At 69.9% G+C, this 17,631-nt stretch carries 13 protein-coding genes; 9 read left to right on the plus strand and 4 right to left on the minus strand.

Annotation, left to right across the window (positions count from 1 at the left end):
• Positions 1 to 254: 254 nt before the first annotated feature.
• Complete coding sequence (locus ACX938_RS10030; protein ID WP_459430940.1) at positions 255 to 914, minus strand: CatB-related O-acetyltransferase; 660 nt, start codon at positions 912 to 914, stop codon at positions 255 to 257.
• A gap of 117 nt (positions 915 to 1,031) precedes the next feature.
• Positions 1,032 to 1,637, minus strand: coding sequence for a flavin reductase family protein (locus ACX938_RS10035; RefSeq protein WP_232751929.1), 606 nt, complete (start codon positions 1,635 to 1,637; stop codon positions 1,032 to 1,034).
• 134 nt (positions 1,638 to 1,771) lie between these two features.
• Here ACX938_RS10035 and ACX938_RS10040 point away from each other — a divergent pair, with 134 nt between their 5' ends.
• From ACX938_RS10040 to ACX938_RS10070, 7 genes are all read left to right on the plus strand, one after another.
• Positions 1,772 to 2,257, plus strand: a complete 486-nt coding sequence (locus tag ACX938_RS10040; RefSeq protein WP_459430941.1) for a GNAT family N-acetyltransferase — start codon at positions 1,772 to 1,774, stop codon at positions 2,255 to 2,257.
• Between the two features lie 784 nt (positions 2,258 to 3,041).
• Positions 3,042 to 3,788, plus strand: a complete 747-nt coding sequence (locus tag ACX938_RS10045) for an EcsC family protein (protein WP_459430942.1) — start codon at positions 3,042 to 3,044, stop codon at positions 3,786 to 3,788.
• Between the two features lie 91 nt (positions 3,789 to 3,879).
• Positions 3,880 to 4,749, plus strand: coding sequence for an S-methyl-5'-thioadenosine phosphorylase (locus tag ACX938_RS10050; protein ID WP_459430943.1), 870 nt, complete (start codon positions 3,880 to 3,882; stop codon positions 4,747 to 4,749).
• Between the two features lie 49 nt (positions 4,750 to 4,798).
• A complete protein-coding gene (locus tag ACX938_RS10055) occupies positions 4,799 to 5,329 on the plus strand; it encodes an adenine phosphoribosyltransferase (RefSeq protein WP_232751925.1) in 531 nt (176 codons plus the stop codon).
• 688 nt (positions 5,330 to 6,017) lie between these two features.
• Complete coding sequence (locus ACX938_RS10060) at positions 6,018 to 8,159, plus strand: malate synthase G (protein WP_459430944.1); 2,142 nt, start codon at positions 6,018 to 6,020, stop codon at positions 8,157 to 8,159.
• A gap of 310 nt (positions 8,160 to 8,469) precedes the next feature.
• On the plus strand, positions 8,470 to 8,898 hold the full coding sequence (locus ACX938_RS10065) for a GlcG/HbpS family heme-binding protein (protein WP_232751923.1): 429 nt from the start codon (positions 8,470 to 8,472) through the stop codon (positions 8,896 to 8,898).
• Positions 8,899 to 8,964: 66 nt separating this feature from the next.
• Positions 8,965 to 9,741, plus strand: coding sequence for a gamma-glutamyl-gamma-aminobutyrate hydrolase family protein (locus ACX938_RS10070; RefSeq protein ID WP_459430945.1), 777 nt, complete (start codon positions 8,965 to 8,967; stop codon positions 9,739 to 9,741).
• A 299-nt stretch (positions 9,742 to 10,040) separates the two neighbouring features.
• Here ACX938_RS10070 and ACX938_RS10075 read toward each other — a convergent pair whose 3' ends face one another.
• Together ACX938_RS10075 and ACX938_RS10080 are read right to left on the minus strand one after the other, a co-directional pair.
• A complete protein-coding gene (locus ACX938_RS10075; protein ID WP_459430946.1) occupies positions 10,041 to 12,614 on the minus strand; it encodes a Hint domain-containing protein in 2,574 nt (857 codons plus the stop codon).
• A gap of 203 nt (positions 12,615 to 12,817) precedes the next feature.
• The gene (locus ACX938_RS10080) at positions 12,818 to 13,570 is read right to left on the minus strand and encodes an SDR family NAD(P)-dependent oxidoreductase (RefSeq protein ID WP_459430947.1); all 753 of its coding nucleotides are present in this window, start codon (positions 13,568 to 13,570) and stop codon (positions 12,818 to 12,820) included.
• A 446-nt stretch (positions 13,571 to 14,016) separates the two neighbouring features.
• Here ACX938_RS10080 and ACX938_RS10085 point away from each other — a divergent pair, with 446 nt between their 5' ends.
• A complete protein-coding gene (locus ACX938_RS10085; RefSeq protein WP_459430948.1) occupies positions 14,017 to 15,591 on the plus strand; it encodes a Re/Si-specific NAD(P)(+) transhydrogenase subunit alpha in 1,575 nt (524 codons plus the stop codon).
• Between the two features lie 15 nt (positions 15,592 to 15,606).
• On the plus strand, positions 15,607 to 17,040 hold the full coding sequence (locus ACX938_RS10090; protein WP_459430949.1) for an NAD(P)(+) transhydrogenase (Re/Si-specific) subunit beta: 1,434 nt from the start codon (positions 15,607 to 15,609) through the stop codon (positions 17,038 to 17,040).
• The last annotated feature ends 591 nt before the right edge of the window (positions 17,041 to 17,631 follow it).

The following is a 17,631-nucleotide window of genomic DNA, read 5'->3' on the forward strand; positions in this document are numbered from 1 at the left end:
AGCCCTCGGGTCCACCCATCGCTCCTTGCGCCCGAATAGCACCGAAGGTGCCGGGCGCGCGCCGGACCGGCCCGATGGGCCGGCGCTCCTTGGGGTGGCGCGCTTAGCTCAGTCCTAGCCCTGACCTTGCGTGGATTAAGTGCCTCGCTCAAAGGGCAGCAGCGCCGGCCCCCGGCCCGGCGCGCGCCCTCTGGTGCGATGGGTGTGAGGGGCGCGAGGCAAAAACCTAGGTCTATGCCCCAAACCCCCCATCTTCACCCGCTTGCCTCCGCCACCCGCTCCAGCGCGGCCACATCGCCCGCGGTCAGCGCGGGCAGGGCCTCTGTGATGCGCGCGGCGGGCCAGTCCCACCAGGCCAGGCGGTTGAGCGTGGCGATCTCGCCCTCGGAGTAGCGCATCCGCACCACCCGCGCGGGGTTGCCGGTCACCACCGCGTAGTCGGGCACCTCCCCCCGGACCACCGCACCCGCGCCGACGAAGACGCCGTTGCCGATCCGCGCGCCGGGGCAGACAAGTGCCCCGTAACCGAGCCAGACGTCATGGCCGACCTCGGTGTCCCGGCGGTCGGGCGCATAGCCGTGCATGGCCTCGGGGTCGAAGACCTGGAAGGGAAAGCTCGAGAGCGCCCGGGTCTCGTGGTTGGCCGAGGCGCCGACGAAGCGCACCCCGTGGGCGATCTGGCAGAACCGGCCGATGCGCAGATGCTCCTCGGCGAAATCGAACAGATAAGGGGCGAGCCGCGAAGCCCAGCCGCCCTCGGGCGGCGGGTCGAAATCCGAGGCATAGGTGTAATCGCCGATCTCCATCCGGGGATGGTCGATCACCTGGTTCAGGAAGACGGTGCCCCGGTGCAGGGTGCCATCGGGCAGGGTGATGGGATGCGCGGCGCGCGGGTCGGGCAGACGGGCAGGCATGGAGAGCCTCCTTCGACGGAACAAAAACTCGGGTTCTCGATCAAAGGTGCTGGTCCATCGCTCACTCCCTTGGTGCCCGCCCTTAGTGCCAGCTTTCGCGCGCGCCGTCGAGCCGCCTTATTCGCCGGGGCGTTTCAGCGAGAATTTCTCGCGCACCACGGTGTAATCGCGGTAGCCCATGCGGCTCAGCGGGTTGAAGCGCAGGACGTCGAAGATCCCGTCGACCAGGCAGTCGTCGCGCAGGTGCACGCCGGTGACCTCGCCGAAGACGGCGAAATTGGCCTCGCCCGGCAGTTCGAGGATCTGCGTCAGCTTGCACTCGAGGTTGGCGGGCGCTGCGGCCACCCGGGAACAGGCGATGGTGTCGCATTCGGCCTTCTCGAGGCCGGCGAGCTCGAATTCGTCCTTCTCCTTGTCCCAGGGGCCCGAGGTCGTGTTCATCGCCTCGCGCAGGGCGTATTCCACGATGTTCACGCAGAAGACCCCGGTGTCGCGGATATTGGCGACGCTGTCCTTGGTGTCGCCGCGGTCTGCCTTGGCCGAGGTCGAGGCGAACATCACCTGCGGCGGCACATAGGCGACCGCGTTGAAGAAGGAATAGGGCGCGAGGTTCTCCGATCCGTCCGAGGCGCGGGTCGAGATCCAGCCGATGGGCCGGGGGGTGACCACCGCGTTGAAGGGATTGTGGGGCAGGCCGTGGCCGTCTTCGGGGCGGTAGAACATGGAACCTCCTTGGCGTCGTCCGTGCCGCAGATAGAGCGCGTCGCGCCGCCGAGGGCAAGCCGCGCGGCAGGTTTGCCGCCCCTCGCGGGCCGTGCTAGGCGGGGCGTCGGTAGATCGGGCAGCTGGGGCGGACCTTGTACAGCCTCCGAGAGGAAGAACCGGGCGACTGGTGGGAAATCGAGGCGCTCTACGACCTGAGCTTCGCGCCCGGGCGGACGGCGCTGTCCTCCTATCGCCTGCGCGAGGACGTGGCGCCGGTCGCCACGCTTTGCCGTGTCGCGGTCTGGGAGGCCGGCGGCGCGATCGGCGGGGCGATCCGCTACTGGCCGGTGCGCGTGGGCGGGGCGGAGGTGCTGCTCCTCGGTCCCGTGGCCGTGCATCCCACCGCCCAGGGCGAGGGCATGGGCGGCGCGCTCATCCGCGACACCGTCGAGCGCGCCCGGGAGATCTGCCCGCGCGTCCTGCTGGTGGGCGATGCGCCTTACTACGGGCGGTTCGGCTTCGAACGTCTCGACGCGGTTAGGATGCCGCCGCCGACGAACCCCGACCGGGTGCTCGGTCTGGCGCTGGAGCCCGGCGCCTGGGACGGGGTCTCCGGCGAGGTGTCGAAGGCGGTGTGAGGGGGGCTGGTCCCCGGTCCAACCGCTTGCACCTAGCTTGTAACCAAAGCGCCCCTCCTTGCGCCCGAATAGGATCGAAGATGCCGGGCGCGCGCCGGACCGGCCCCTTGGGCCGGCGCTCCTTGGGATGGCGCGCCTAGCTATCCCCTAGTCCTGACCTTGCTGGGATAAAGTGCTTCGCTCGGAGGTCAGCAGCGCCGACCCCCGGTCCGGCGCGCGCCCTCTGTGGGGGCTTGTGGAGAGGGTCGAAAGCGCGGCTTCCGCGTAAGGTGAACCGCGCAGGCGGTTGCACAAAAGCCCTCGGGTCCACCCATCGCGCTTTGCGCCCGAATAGCACCGAAGGTGCCGCGCGCGCGCCGGACCGGCCCCTTGGGCCGGCGCTCCTTGGGGTGGCGTGCTCAGCTGTCCCCTAGTCCTGACCTTGTTGGGATAAAGCGCCTCGCTCAGAGGTCAGCAGCGCCGGCCCCCGGTCCGGCGCGCGCCCTCTGGCGGGGCTTGTGGAGAGGGGCGAGGGGGCGCCCTCTGGTGCGCGGTGCCAGCGGCGCGGGGGAGGGAGCGCCCTAATGTGCGAGGGTGGGGGCTAGAGGTGCGGGGCGGGGAGGGGCGCGTGAGCGGTCCTATGTTTGCCCGGCCTATGCCGTCCCGCTAAAAGAGCCGCATCACCAGCCCGCGCCCCACCGCAAAGCCGCGCCTCCTCCCCCAACCTCCCCCCCAACCCGCGCCTCACCGCTCAACCCCGCCGAACCGCCTTGAAACCCCGCCCGACCGCGCCGATCTTTTCCCCATGACCACCACCGACCTCGTGCCCGCCGACCTCTCCGCCGATCTCGACGCGCTGGCGCGGCGGCACCGGTGCGCGGGCGGGGTGGGGCTGCAGCTCCTCAACATCCTCGGCAGCCAGGCCGAGAACCTGATCGAGCGCCTGCCGGACCGGGTGAAGGACCGGCTCGAAGGCGCCACCGAACGCGCGCTCGAGACCGCGCTGCAGGCGGCGGCGCGCTCGCGGACGCATCTGCCGGACCAGCAGGGCTGGCTCAACACCGCGCTGACCACCGCCATGGGGGCCGCGGGCGGCGCGGGCGGGCTGCCGACGGCGCTGGCGGAACTGCCGGTCACCACAACGGTGCTTCTCCGCGCGATCCAGGGCATCGCCGCCGAACACGGCTTCGACCCCGATGCGCCCGAGATCCGCAAGGAGTGCCTCCTGGTCTTCGGCTCCGCGGGCCCGCTCGAGGCCGACGACGGCGCCGACATGGCCTTCCTCTCGGCGCGGGTCACGCTGACCGGCGCCACGGTGCACGGGATCATCGTCCGGGTCGCCCCCCGGCTCGCCACCGTGCTGGGCCAGAAGCTCGCCGCCCAGACCGTGCCGGTGCTCGGCGCCGCGGCGGGGGCGGCCACGAACTACGCCTACACGAGCTACTACCAGGAAATGGCGCATGTGCATTTCGGGCTGAAGGCGCTCTCCGAGCGCAGCGGCCGCGACCGCGCCGAACTTGTGGGCGAATTGCGCCGGCGCATCGGCAGATAGGCCGCCCCCGGGCCCCGCCGTCCCGCGCCGGCATTGCCAAAGCGCGGGCAAGCTGCTTCCATGTGCCCGGCGTGTGCAGGGGGAGGCGCATTTGGTCGAACGGCTTGGAATCATTGGCGGATCGGGCGTCTACGAGATCGACGGCCTGGAAGATGCCGACTGGGTGCAGGTCGAGACCCCCTGGGGGCCGACCTCGGACCGGATCCTCACCGGCACGCTCCAGGGCCAGCCCATGGCCTTTCTGCCGCGCCACGGGCGGGGCCATGTGCATGCGCCGACCGATGTGCCCTACCGTGCCAATATCGACGCGCTGAAGCGGCTGGGGGTGACCGACCTCGTGTCGGTCTCGGCCTGCGGCTCCTTCCGCGAGGAGATGCGCCCGGGCGATTTCGTCGTGGTCGAGCAGTTCATCGACCGGACCTTCGCGCGGGTGAATTCCTTCTTCGGCTCGGGCTGCGTGGCGCATGTCTCCTTCGCCCATCCGACCTGCGCGCGGCTCTCCGCGGCTGCCGCCGGGGCGGCCCGCGCGGCCGGCGTGACCGTGCATGACGGCGGCACCTATCTCGCCATGGAGGGCCCGCAGTTCTCGACCTATGCCGAGAGCCGGCTCTACCGCGAGGCCTGGGGTGCCGATGTCATCGGCATGACCAACCTGCCCGAGGCCAAGCTCGCCCGCGAGGCCGAGATCTGCTACGCCTCGGTCGCCATGGTCACCGATTACGACTGCTGGCACCCCGGGCACGGGGCGGTCTCGGTCGCCGAGGTGGTCAAGGTGCTGAAGGCCAATGCCGCCAATGCCCGGGCGCTGGTCAAGGCGTTGCCGGGGCGGCTGACCGAACGGCCCGCGCCCTGTCCCGAGGGCTGCGACCATGCGCTCGACCACGCCATCCTGACCGCCCCCGAGGCCCGCGACCCCGCGCTTCTGGCCAAGCTCGACGCGGTGGCCGGGCGCGTGCTCTGAGCCCTTGAATTTTTCCTGACCCAGCGACCCTCGAAGAGGCCCGATCCCGATGACCAAGGTCGAAGACTACATCCGCACGATCGCGGATTTTCCCCATGAAGGCATCATGTTCCGCGATGTCACCACGCTGTTTGCCGACCCGCGCGGATTTCGCATGGCGATCGACCAGCTCCTGCATCCCTATGCGGGCCTGCGCTTCGACAAGGTGGTGGGCCTCGAGGCGCGGGGCTTCATCCTGGGCGGCGCGGTGGCGCATCAGCTCTCGACCGGCTTCGTGCCGGTGCGCAAGAAGGGCAAGCTGCCGGGGCGGGTGATCTCGGAGAGCTACACGCTGGAGTACGGCGAGGCGGTGGTCGAGGTGCATGACGACGCGCTGAGCCCCGGCGAGAAGGTGCTGATCGTGGACGACCTCCTGGCCACCGGCGGCACGGCGGAGGCCGGGATCAAGCTCTGCGAGCGGCTCGGGGCCGAGGTCATCGGCTGCGCCTTCATCGTGGATCTGCCCGACCTCGGCGGCCGCGCCCGGCTCGAGGCGCTGGGCATGGAGGTGCATGCGCTTTGTGCCTATGCGGGGGAGTGAGGTTTAGAGGGGCGCACTGGGGCGAGGTTTTCTGCCTGATCATACAGAGGCGCAGCGCCTGATCGGCCGGGGTAACGCCCACCCACCCACCAACCACCCACGCCCTAAATGCGCCCGAATAGCATCGAAGATGCCGGGCGCGCGCCGGACCGGCCCCTTGGGCCGGCGCTCCTTCGGATGACGCGCATAGCATGACCCTAGCCCTGACCTTGCGTGGATAAAGCGCGCCGCTCAGATGTCAGCAGCGCCGGCCCCCGGTCCGGCGCGCGCCCTCTGTTGCGCGAGGTTGCGGCGGGAGAGGGGCTTGTGGGCCGGTTGGTGTCGGGCGGGGGGCGTTCGGGAGCTTGTTGTGGCGGCGCTTAGGCGGCTCTGATGCTGGGGATGTCTCTTGCGTGGAGCGGGGCAGGGTGCCGTCTTGGCTTGGGCAGCAAGGCCAATCCGCGCCCTTCGGATCGACGAACACCTAACCCCACGCCGCCGTGAAGCGATCAATCCCACGCATCGCCCCAAATCCCCCAGACCTCTCACACCGCAAAAGACCGCATCGACCCGCCTTAGCCCGCCCGGCACACCACGCAAGACGACCTGCCGTCCCCCCACACCCCCCCACCTCCCAAGAAACGCATGTTGCCTATCGGAAACCTCTTGCTAGGTTCTGCGCCGAATCTAGGAAACCGGGAGGCACGGAATGGTCGAGCGCAGCGAGCGGCAGGGATTGCAGGTCGAAAAGGGGCTCTGCGACTTCATCGAGACAAAGGCCCTGCCGGGCACAGGCATCGCGCCCGAGGACTTCTGGACCCGCTTTGCCGCCCTTCTGGCCGAGATGACGCCGGAGAACCGCCGGCTCCTGGCCGAGCGCGAGGAGATGCAGGCCAAGCTCGACGCCTGGCACCGCGAGCACCCCGGGACGATCTCGGACCCCGCGGCCTACGAATCCTTCCTGCGCGAGATCGGCTACCTCGTGGAGGAAGGCGGCGACTTCCAGATCGAGACCGCCGATACCGACCCCGAGATCGCCACCATCGCGGGCCCGCAGCTCGTGGTGCCGATCACCAACGCGCGCTTCGCGCTCAATGCCGCCAACGCGCGCTGGGGCTCGCTCTATGACGCGCTCTACGGCACGGACGCGCTGGGCGACCTGCCCGAGGGCGGCGGCTATGATCCGAAGCGCGGCGCGCGGGTGATCGCCTGGGCCAAGGACTTCCTCGACCGCGCGGTGCCGCTGGCCCAGGGCTCGCATGGCGATGTCACCGCCTACCGCGTCGAGGGCGGCGCGCTGGTGACGGACAAGGGCCCGCTGGCCGAGCCCGCCGCCTATCGCGGCAGCCGCGAGACCGGCGACGCGACGCGCCACCTGCTCGAACACAACGGGCTGAAGATCGAACTGGTGATCGACCCCGACCACCAGATCGGCAGCACCGACCCGGCGCACCTCGCCGACGTGGAGCTGGAAAGCGCCGTCTCGGCGATCATGGACTGCGAGGATTCGGTCGCCTGCGTCGACGGGCCGGACAAGACCCTGGCCTATGGCAACTGGCTGGGGCTGATGAAGCGCGACCTCGAGGAGAGCTTCGAGAAGGGCGGCAAGACCGTGACCCGTCGCCTCGCCGAGGACCGCGACTACCAGGCACCGGACGGCGGCACGCTGACCGTGCCGGGCCGGGCGCTGATGCTGGTGCGCAACGTCGGCCACCTGATGACCAGCCCCGCGATCCTCGATGCCGAGGGCGCGGAGGTCTTCGAGGGCCTGATGGACGCCATGATCACCACGCTCATCGCCAAGCACGACCTGCAGGACGCCGGTCGCGGCAACTCCCGCGCGGGCTCGGTCTATGTGGTCAAGCCGAAGATGCACGGGCCCGCCGAAGTGGCCTTCGCCGACAAGGTCTTCTCGGAAGTCGAGGCGGCGCTGGGGATCGCGCCGAACACCGTGAAGCTCGGCATCATGGACGAGGAGCGCCGCACCTCGGCCAACCTCAAGGAATGCATCCGCGCCGCGCGCAAGCGGGTGGCCTTCATCAACACCGGCTTCCTCGACCGCACCGGCGACGAGATCCACACCGCCATGGAAGCCGGCCCCATGGTGCCCAAGGGCGAGATGAAGGGCACCGACTGGATCGCCGCCTACGAGGACCGCAACGTCGACATCGGCCTCGCCTGCGGGCTGCGCGGCCGGGCGCAGATCGGCAAGGGCATGTGGGCCATGCCCGACCGCATGGCGGCCATGCTCGAGCAGAAGGTGGGCCACCCCAAGTCCGGCGCGACCTGCGCCTGGGTGCCCTCGCCGACGGCGGCGACGCTGCATGCGACCCATTACCACCAGATCGACGTGGCCGCCCGCCAGGACGAGATCGCCCGGGGCGGGCCGCGCGCGGGGCTCGAGCCGCTCCTGACCATCCCGGTCGCCGAGGGGCGCAACTGGGACGCCGACGCCGTGACCCGCGAGATCGAGAACAACGCCCAGGGCATCCTCGGCTACGTGGTGCGCTGGGTCGACCAGGGCGTCGGCTGCTCCAAGGTGCCCGACATCGAGAACGTGGGCCTCATGGAGGACCGCGCGACCTGCCGGATCTCGGCCCAGCATGTCGCCAACTGGCTGCATCACGGGGTGGTCTCGAAAGACGAGGTCATGGGCGTCATGCAGCGCATGGCCGAGGTGGTCGACGGGCAGAACGCCGATGACCCGGCCTATCGCGCGATGGGCCCGGGTTTTGACGGGATCGCCTTCCAGGCGGCCTGCGAGCTGGTCTTCGAGGGCCGCGCCCAGCCTTCGGGCTACACCGAGCCGGTGCTGCACCGCCGCCGCCTGGAGCTGAAGGCGGCGGGCTGAGGTTTTGGCTTTGGGGCCGGTCCGGCCTAAGCGGCCGGCCCAGGCGAGGGCGCTGCCCTCGCGCTCCCGGAGTATTTTGAGGCCCGGTCATGCGAGGGGCGGGGCGCTTCGGGGGGCTTGGTCTGGGCTCGGTGGCTTGGGTCGGGAGGGTCCGATCGCCCCGGCCTTGCGGCCGGGCCGACCGGAGCGAGGGCGCTGCCCTCGCGCTCCCGGAGTATTTGGCGCCCGGTCATGCCAGGGGCGGGGGCGCTTGAGGCCCGGGGCCGGGCTTTCGATTGACGACGCGACAGGAGAGGAAAGGATTTTCTGAATGGCCGAGATTTCGCTGCGCCGCGCGCGCACCATCATCCGCAAGACCCTCGAGCACGGCAAGGAGGCGGGCATGAAGCCGCTGTCGGTCATCGTGCTCGACGCCGGCGGCAACCCGATCGCCTTCGAGCGCGGCGACGGCGCGAGCCCGGGGCGCTACCAGATTGCCCACGGCAAGGCCTACGGCGCGGTCATGCTGGGCATGCCGGGCTCGGCGCAGATGCAGCGGGCCGAGGACCAGGCCTATTTCATCGCCTGCGCCAACGGAGCGCTGGGCGGCGCGCTGGTGCCGGTGCCGGGCGGCATCCTGGTCCAGGACAGCCGGGGCCGGACGCTCGGCAGCGTCGGCGTGACCGGCGATACCTCGGACAACGACGCCAAGGCCGGCGCGGCGGGCATCGAGGCCGCGGGGCTGGTGCCCAAGGTCTGAGCGGGCTTCACCTCGGCGCCGCTTTGACCTAGATATCTGCGGAGCACGCTGGAAAAAGAGGCCGCCATGACCCGTCCGGTCGTCGGGATTATCACCAATCACCACCTCATCAACGATGAGTATCCCGCCCATGCCGGCGGGTCGATGAACTCCGAGGCGGTGGCGCAGGTCGCCGAGGCGCTGCCGCTCTTGATCCCGGCCGATCCGCGGGTGGTGACCGTGCCCGAGCTCTTGGAGGCCTGCGACGGCTTCCTGCTGACCGGCGGGCGGCCCAACGTGCACCCCGAGGAATACGGCGAGGAGCCGACCGAGGCCCATGGCGCCTTCGACCGCGACCGCGACGCCATCGCGCTGCCGCTCGTGCGGGCCTGCGTGGAGCGCGGCCAGCCGGTCTTCGGCGTCTGCCGGGGCTTCCAGGAGGTCAATGTCGCCATGGGCGGCACGCTCTACCCCGAGATCCGCGACCTGCCGGGGCGGATGAACCACCGCATGCCGCCCGACGGCACGCTGGAGGAGAAGTTCGCCCTGCGCCACAAGGTGACCTTCACCGAGGGCGGGCCCTTCCACCGGGTGCTGGGCGCGCGCGAGGTGATGACCAACACGCTGCACGGCCAGGGCATCAAGTCGCCCGGCCACCGGGTGCGGATCGACGGCCATGCGCCGGACGGCACGCCGGAGGCCACCTATATCGAGGGCGCCTCGGGCTTCACCCTGGCGGTGCAATGGCACCCGGAATGGGATGCCTGCAACGATCCGGTCTCGCGGCCGCTCTTCCGCGCCTTCGGGGCCGCGGCGCGCGACTGGGCGGCCTCGCGCCGGGCGGGGCTGCGGGTCTCGGCCTGAGAGGCGGGGCGCTGCGCCGGTCGGATTGAGCGGTGGGTGTCGTGTGGGGCGGTGCGGCTCTGGTTGAGGGCGGGCGCTGTGTGAGTCTGCACGGCCCGGCGTAGCTGGCGGGGCCGGCGGGCGTCGATTTTCCGAGGATTTGGATGGTGCGCCGACCGGGAGCGGGGCAGTTGTTCTGTGCCTGTGCCTGTGCCTGTGCCTGTGCCTGTGCCTGTGCCTGTGCCTGTGCCTGTGCCTGTGCCTGTGCCCGTGCCGGTAGCTTTGGCGTGAGCCCCCCCCGGAGAGGGCCCGCCCCGCAGTCACCCCACGGGCAGAGGGCTCCGACGCCTGGAAGCGCCCTCCGTCACTTCCCCATCGAGCGCGCGCAGGAGGGCGCGGGTCTCATGGGCGCGCAGGCAGGGGCGGGCGGTCTCGCCGAAGTCCTGCGGATGATGGACCAGCGCGGGCAGGGCGGCCTGCAGGCTCTTGCGGGTTTCGGGCCGCAGGGTGGCAAGGCCCGTCGGGCCGAGGAAGAAGCTCTCGGTCGGGACGCCCTCGGCGAAGATCACCTCGTGGCGGTCGAGCGCCAGGTGGAAATAGTCGACCCGGCGGCAGGCGCGCTGCCGGATGCCGCGCCAGCCCGCGAGATGCAGCGCCGTCACGAAGACCTCGCGCGTGCCGAAGAGGAGCTCGGCCGCCTTGCCGCCCAGCACGAAGCGGTGCTGCGGCGAGACCCGGATCAGGCGGCGGAGGCCGGGCAGGGCGCCCGCCGGGATCTCGACCGGGGCGGTGGCGCCCTGGCCGGTGACACGCTCGCGGCCGACCCAGCGCAGCGGCGCGAGGCCCCGGTCGCGGGTCTCGAGCAGGTCGCCCGGCTCCAGCACCTCGACCCGGCGCCAGCCCGCGGCGGTGCGGATCAACGTGCCGGGGGTGAAGCAGACGATCCGGTCGATGTTGCGGAATTTCACCGTTGTGCCGTCGCGCATCTGGACGCTGCCGGTGCTTTCGCCGGTGGTCTCGTCGGTGGTGAAGCGCAGGGTGCTGCGGTCGGCGAGGCCCGCGAGGTCGAGCGTGTCGCCCGCGCGCTGGTCCTCGGTGCCGCCGTCGATGGAAATCTCGCCGCGCCCGTCCTCGTTGAGATCGGCGAGCGAGATCCGGTCGTCGCCGGCGCCGCCCGAGACCTGATCGCCCTGGGCGGCGGTCAGATCGTCGGCGCCTGCGCCGCCCGAGAGCGTGTCGGAGCCGGTGCCGCCGGAGAGGCTGTCGTCGCCCTCGCCGCCGTCGAGGCGGTCAGCCCCGGCGCCACCGTCCAGCGTGTCATCGCCCGCGCCGCCCGAGAGCATATCCGCGCCGCTGCCGCCGTCGAGGGCATCCGCGCCCGCGCCGCCGTCGAGACTGTCCGCCCCGGCGCCGCCTGCCAGCGTGTCGTCGCCGTCGCCGCCCGAGAGCGTGTCGGCCCCGTCGCCGCCGGAAAGACTGTCGGCACCGCCATCGCCCGCGAGGCTGTCGCTGCCGGTGCCACCCTCGATCGTGTCGTCATCGGCACCGCCGGAGATCGTGTCGTCGCCCGCCTCGCCGAAGATCCGGTCGGCGCCGGTGCCGCCGGTGATCAGGTCGCCGCCATCCTCGGTGGGGACCGCGTCGAAGCGCATGTCGGTGAGCCAGATCGCCTGGGTGTTGCCCTGGCCGTTGGCATAGCTGACCTCGATCGAGGCGACGGGCCCGGCCACTTCCACCAGCACCGAGCCGTCGGCCTGGGCGGCGCTGTTGGCGACGGTATTGGCGGTCACGGTGTTGCCGTCGACCCGGTCGCCGCCGCCCGGCGTCAGCACCACGTCGATGGGATTGCCCGCGGCGTCATAGGCGTTGACCGTGACGATATCGGTGTGGTTGTCGCGGCCCCAGTCGATGTCGTTGATCCGGAAGGAGACATTCTCGACCGTGTCGGCATAGCCGTCGCGCGCCGAGGAGAAGGAGATCGTCGAGGTCGAGGTCTCCCCGTCGCCGCGCCCGTAGAGCCGGAGCGAGGAATTGGCGGCGAAATCCTCGGGCCCGCCGTATTGCGCGGTGCCGTTGTCGATCAGGAAGCTCGGGTCGTTGTTGCCGTCGCTGCGGAAGGAGAGCGAGACATCGACCGCGCCGGTGTTCTGGGTGAAGCCGCCCGCGACATTGGTGCCGCTGCCGCCTTCCGCGTTCCAGCGCAGCATCTCGGAGAGGCGTTCGGGCGCGGGGCTGCCGTCGCTCGTGCCGCTGCCGCCGTAGATCACATCCGCGCCGCTGCCGCCGTCGATCGTGTCGCCGCCCGCGCCGCCGTAGATCGTGTCGTCGCCGCCGAAGCCCAGGATCGAATCGTCGGGCGAGGCGCCCTGGTCGATGCCCTCTCCGCCGTAGTCGCGATAGGAGGCGTCGATCAGATCGCCGCCCTCGGTGCCTTCGACGACGCCGTTTTCCTCGGTGTAATCGGCGTAGCTGAAGGCGGCGTCGCCCGAGGCGGCGTTGGGGTTGCTGTCGTAGCTTTCGACCCGGTAGCTGCGGCCCTGGACCAGGGGCACCTCGCTCAGCATGTAGTCGCCCGCGGCGCTGCCCTGTTCGACGTCGAAGGCGACGATCTGGAAGCTTTCGCCGGTCACGGTGTCGATCACCGTCCAGACGGCCTCGGCGTCGACGCGGCTGCCGCTGGAGTTGCCCGCGGGGGTCTGCACATCGGCGCGCGCGCTTTCCGAGCCCGCGGAATCGTCGTCGAGGGTGCGCCCCTCGATGCCCGATTCCTCGTCGGTGATGCGGGCGCGGCCCTCGGGCGTGGCGGGCCCGTTCCAGGTAAAGCTCGACCCCCGGCCGGTGGGCACGGTGCCGAAGGCATTGATCGTGTAGAAGCGCACGTCGTAGCTGGGCATCGATCAGCAACTCCGGTCGAAAAGGCGCGGGGGGAAAGGCCCCGTCGGGGCCCGCCGCGCTATGTTTGCACCCGAGGCGCGCCGCGGGTCGCGGGCACGCCCCCCGCCGCCGGAGAAATGCCCGGCGCCGGGACTTTCGCCATAGAAGGCCGGGATGGCCTAACTTGGGGTTAAATGGGGCAACTTCTTGTGCCCGCCCCCGCTCACATCTCGCCGCCCGCGACCTGCAGCGCCTGGCCGTTCATGCTGCCCGAGTTTGGCCCGCAGAGGAACAGCGCCGCCTCAGCAACCTCGGCGGGGGTGATCAGCCGCCCGTGCGGGTTCACACCGACCATGGCCTGGGTGGCGTCCTCCTGGGACATGCCGGTGCGCTGCATGATCTTCTCGACGTTGGAGGAAACGATATTGGTGTCGACATAGGCCGGGCAGAGCGCGTTGAAGGTGATCGGCTTGCCCGCGTAATCGGCGGCCAGCCCGCGCATCAGCCCCACCATCCCGTGTTTCGAGGCCGAATAGGCCGGGGCGCCCTTCAGCCCGCGGATGCCCGCGATGGAGGAGACCGCGATGACCCGGCCCCAGTCGGTCCCGCGCATGGAGGCGAGGCAGGCGCGGATGGTCAGGAAGCAGCCGTCGAGGTTGATGCCCATCATCTGCCGCCAGAAGGCGAGGTCGGTCTTGTGCAGGGCCCGGCCCTCGGCGATGCCGGCATTGGCGACGCAGATCTGCACCGGCCCGCGGGCGGCCACGGCAGCGGCAACGCCATCCTCGACCGAGGCCTCCTCGGAGACATCCATGACCTGGCCGGCGATGCGCGGGCCCTCGGCGGCGCGGAGCGGGGCCTCGCGGCGGCCGGTGATGGTGACCTCGGCGCCGGCCTCGGCCAGGGCCTGGGCGATGGCCAGGCCGATGCCGGTGCCGCCGCCGGTGACAAGCGCGTGTTTGCCCTGAAGATGCATGGACGTCCTCCTCTCGATTGCCGCGAGCCTAGGGTGAGCCGCGCGGGGGCCACAAGAGGCGGCGCCTCGGTCGACGCGGCGTCAGCGGTCGGGCGCGCCGGGGCAGGGTGTGGGGGCGGGGGAGGCGCCGCGCGGACGGCAAGCTGGCGCTGCGGCAAGTATTTGGAATAGCGTGTGAAATCCCGGCCGCGGCCCGCGCCACGCATCCCGCCGATCCGCCCCGCCGCGCGCCGCCCTTGAAACACCCATGCCCGGCCTGCGCATTTCCGCGACAGTTTTATGTCGCAATCCCTCGCCCGCGCGCAACAAACGAACAGGTGGCTTTAACTCCGCGTGAAGCTATGCTCTACGGTCTGCAAATGCGCAGCGACGCGCGACCCCGGGCTCGGGGATCGCGGGGCTGCTGACATGCGCATGAACGACGGACCGAAAGGGGACTTGAGACCGTGAAGATTGGTACGCCAAAAGAGGTGTTGGAGGGCGAGGCGCGGGTCGCGATGACGCCCGACAGCGCCAAGATGCTCCAGAAGCTCGGCTATGACTGCGCCATCGAGACCGGCGCCGGCGAGAAGGCCGGCTATCCCGATGCGACCTACGAAGAGGCCGGCGTCGAGATCGTGGCCAGCGCCGAGGCGCTGTGGAGCGGCGCGGATGTCGTCGCCAAGGTGCAGCCGCCCAGCGAGGCCGAGATCGGCCACCTGAGCGAGAGCAAGCTCCTGATCTCCTTCTTCTGGCCCGGCCAGAACGAAGAGCTGATGAAATCCGCCGCCGACAAGGGCGCCTCGGTCATCGCCATGGACATGGTGCCGCGCATCTCGCGCGCGCAGAAGATGGACGCGCTCTCCTCGATGGCCAATATCGCGGGCTACCGCGCGGTGATCGAGGCCGGCAACAACTTCGGCCGCTTCTTCACCGGTCAGGTGACGGCGGCGGGCAAGGTGCCGCCGGCCAAGGTGCTGGTCGTGGGCGCCGGTGTCGCGGGGCTGGCCGCGATCGGCACTTCGACCTCGCTCGGCGCGATCACCCTGGCCTTCGACGTCCGCCCCGAGGTGGCCGAACAGGTCGAGTCGATGGGCGCGGAATTCGTCTACCTCGACTTCGACGAGGAACAGACCGACGGCGCAGAATCGGGCGGCTACGCCAAGCCATCGAGCCCGGAGTTCCGCGAGGCGCAGCTGGCGAAGTTCCGCGAGCTGGCCCCGGATGTGGACATCGTCATCACCACGGCGCTGATCCCCAACCGCGAGGCGCCCGAGCTTTGGACCGAGGACATGGTCAAGGCGATGAAGCCCGGTTCGGTGATCGTCGACCTCGCCGCCGAGAAGGGCGGCAACTGCAAGCTCACCCAGAAGGACAAGAAGATCGTCACTGACAACGACGTGACGATCATCGGCTACACCGACTTCCCCAGCCGGATGGCAAAGCAGAGCTCGATGCTCTACGCCACCAACATCCGGCACATGATGACCGATCTGACGCCCGAGAAGGACGGCACGGTCAACCATGACATGGAGGACGACGTGATCCGCGGCGCGACCATCGCGCATGCCAAGGAGGTCACCTTCCCGCCGCCGCCGCCCAAGACCAAGGCGATCGCGGCGCAGAAGCCCAAGCCCAAGGAAAAGGAGCTGACGCCGGAAGAGAAGCGCGCCGAGGAACTGGCCGCCTTCAAGAAGCAGACCACCCAGCAGATCACGCTGCTCGGCATCGGCGCCGCGGCGATCCTCTCGGTGGGGCTGATCGCGCCGGCCAGCTTCATGCAGCATTTCATCGTCTTCGTCCTGTCGGTCTTCGTCGGCTTCCAGGTCATCTGGGGCGTCAGCCATTCGCTGCACACGCCTCTGATGGCGGTGACCAACGCGATCTCCTCGATCATCATTCTCGGGGCTCTGATGCAGATCGGATCGAGCTCCTTCCTGGTGATCCTCCTCGCCGCCGTCTCGGTCTTCATGGCCGGGATCAACATCTTCGGCGGTTTCCTCGTGACCCGGCGCATGCTCGCCATGTTCCAGAAATCGTAAGCGGGAGGCAGGACAATGGACTTCGGATTCACGACGGCGGCCTATGTGGTCGCGGCGGTTCTTTTCATCCTCTCGCTCGGTGGTCTGAGCGGGCAGGAAAGCGCGAAACGCGCCATCTGGTACGGCATCGTCGGCATGGGGCTGGCGGTGATCGCGACGCTGATCGGGCCCGGCTCGGGCCTCTGGGTGGTCTCGGTCATCCTGATCGCCATGGGCGGCGTGATCGGCTGGCAGCTCGCCACGCGGGTGCAGATGACGCAGATGCCCGAGCTGGTCGCGGCGATGCATTCGCTGGTCGGCCTCGCGGCGGTCTTCGTCGGCTTCAACGCCGATTTCACCATCAACATGGTCGAGGCCGCCAAGGCCGCGGGTGAGGGCGTCGAGGGCAACTTCGCCGAGCTCGTCTCCAAGAAGTCCCCGGTCGAGATCGGCATCCTGATGGTCGAGCTCTCGCTCGGCATCTGGATCGGCGCGGTGACCTTCACCGGCTCGATCATCGCCTACGGCAAGCTCGCCGGCCGCGTCGACAGCGCCGCCAAGCAGCTGCCCGGCGGGCACCTTCTAAACCTCGCCGCGCTGATCGGCTCGGTTCTGATGCTGGTGCTCTACCTCGGCGGATCGGGTTCCTGGACGCTCTTCATCATGGCGCTCCTGGCCTTCTTCATCGGCTACCACCTGATCATGGGCATCGGCGGCGCCGACATGCCGGTGGTGGTCTCGATGCTGAACTCCTACTCGGGCTGGGCCGCCGCGGCGATCGGCTTCTCGCTCGGCAACGATCTTCTGATCGTGGTCGGCGCGCTGGTCGGCTCCTCGGGTGCGATCCTGTCCTACATCATGTGCAAGGGCATGAACCGCAGCTTCGTCTCGGTGATCCTGGGCGGCTTCGGCGGCAGCTCGGGCGAGCAGATGGCGGTCGAGGGCGAACAGGTGGCGATCGACGCCGACGGCGTGGCCCAGGCGCTCGACGAGGCCGACAGCGTGGTCATCGTGCCGGGCTACGGCATGGCGGTCGCCCAGGCGCAGAACGCGGTCTCCGACCTCACCAAGTCGCTGCGCGGCAAGGGCAAGGAGGTGCGCTTCGCCATCCATCCCGTCGCCGGACGTCTGCCGGGGCACATGAACGTGCTGCTGGCCGAGGCCAAGGTGCCCTATGACATCGTGCTGGAGATGGAGGAGATCAACGACGACTTCCCCGACACCGACGTGGTCATCGTGATCGGCTCGAACGACATCGTGAACCCGGCGGCGCAGGACGATCCCAACTCGCCGATCGCCGGGATGCCGGTGCTCGAGGTCTGGAAGGCGAAGAACGTCTTCGTCTGCAAGCGCGGCCAGGGCACGGGCTATTCGGGCATCGAGAACCCGCTGTTCTTCAAGGACAACACGCGGATGTTCTACGGTGACGCGAAGGCGACGATCACCGACCTGCTGAGCAAGCTCGGCTGAGGAGGCGAGGTGGCGCGGCGCCGGCCGGTGGTTGACGGTTGGTCGGCGGCGCGCGGGTGATGGGGGCGCGTCTGGTGGGCGCTGAGGGCTGAAAGGCCCTCGATGCTGAAAGGCGGCCAGAATGGCCAGGCGCCAGACGCCCGCACCCCGCCCAAAGCCAATCTGCATTGAAAACAGAAGAGGCGCCCCGGGACACCGCGGCGCCTCTTGCGTATTCTCGAGAGCCGAAACCCTTCGGCCTCCGCACCACGCCCCCACACCCGCGCCCCTCCTTGCGCCCGAATAGCACCGAAGGTGCCGGGCGCGCGCCGGACCGGCCCGATGGGCCGGCGCTCCTTGGAGTGGCGTGCATAGATCGCCCCTAGCCCTGACCTTGCCGGAATAAAGCGCTTCGCTCAGAGGTCGGCAGCGCCGGCCCCCGGTCCGGCGCGCGCCCTCTGTTGGGGCTAGTGGAGAGGGGGGAGGCGCGCCCTCTTACTGCGGGGATGTCATCGATCCCCAAGGTGTAAGCGCATCCAAGGCGGACGCATGCGCGTCTCACCACGCGCGAACATGCCAACCCGCCACGCGCCAACATGCCAGCTCGCCACA

This window comes from Roseivivax sp. (assembly GCF_054552075.1).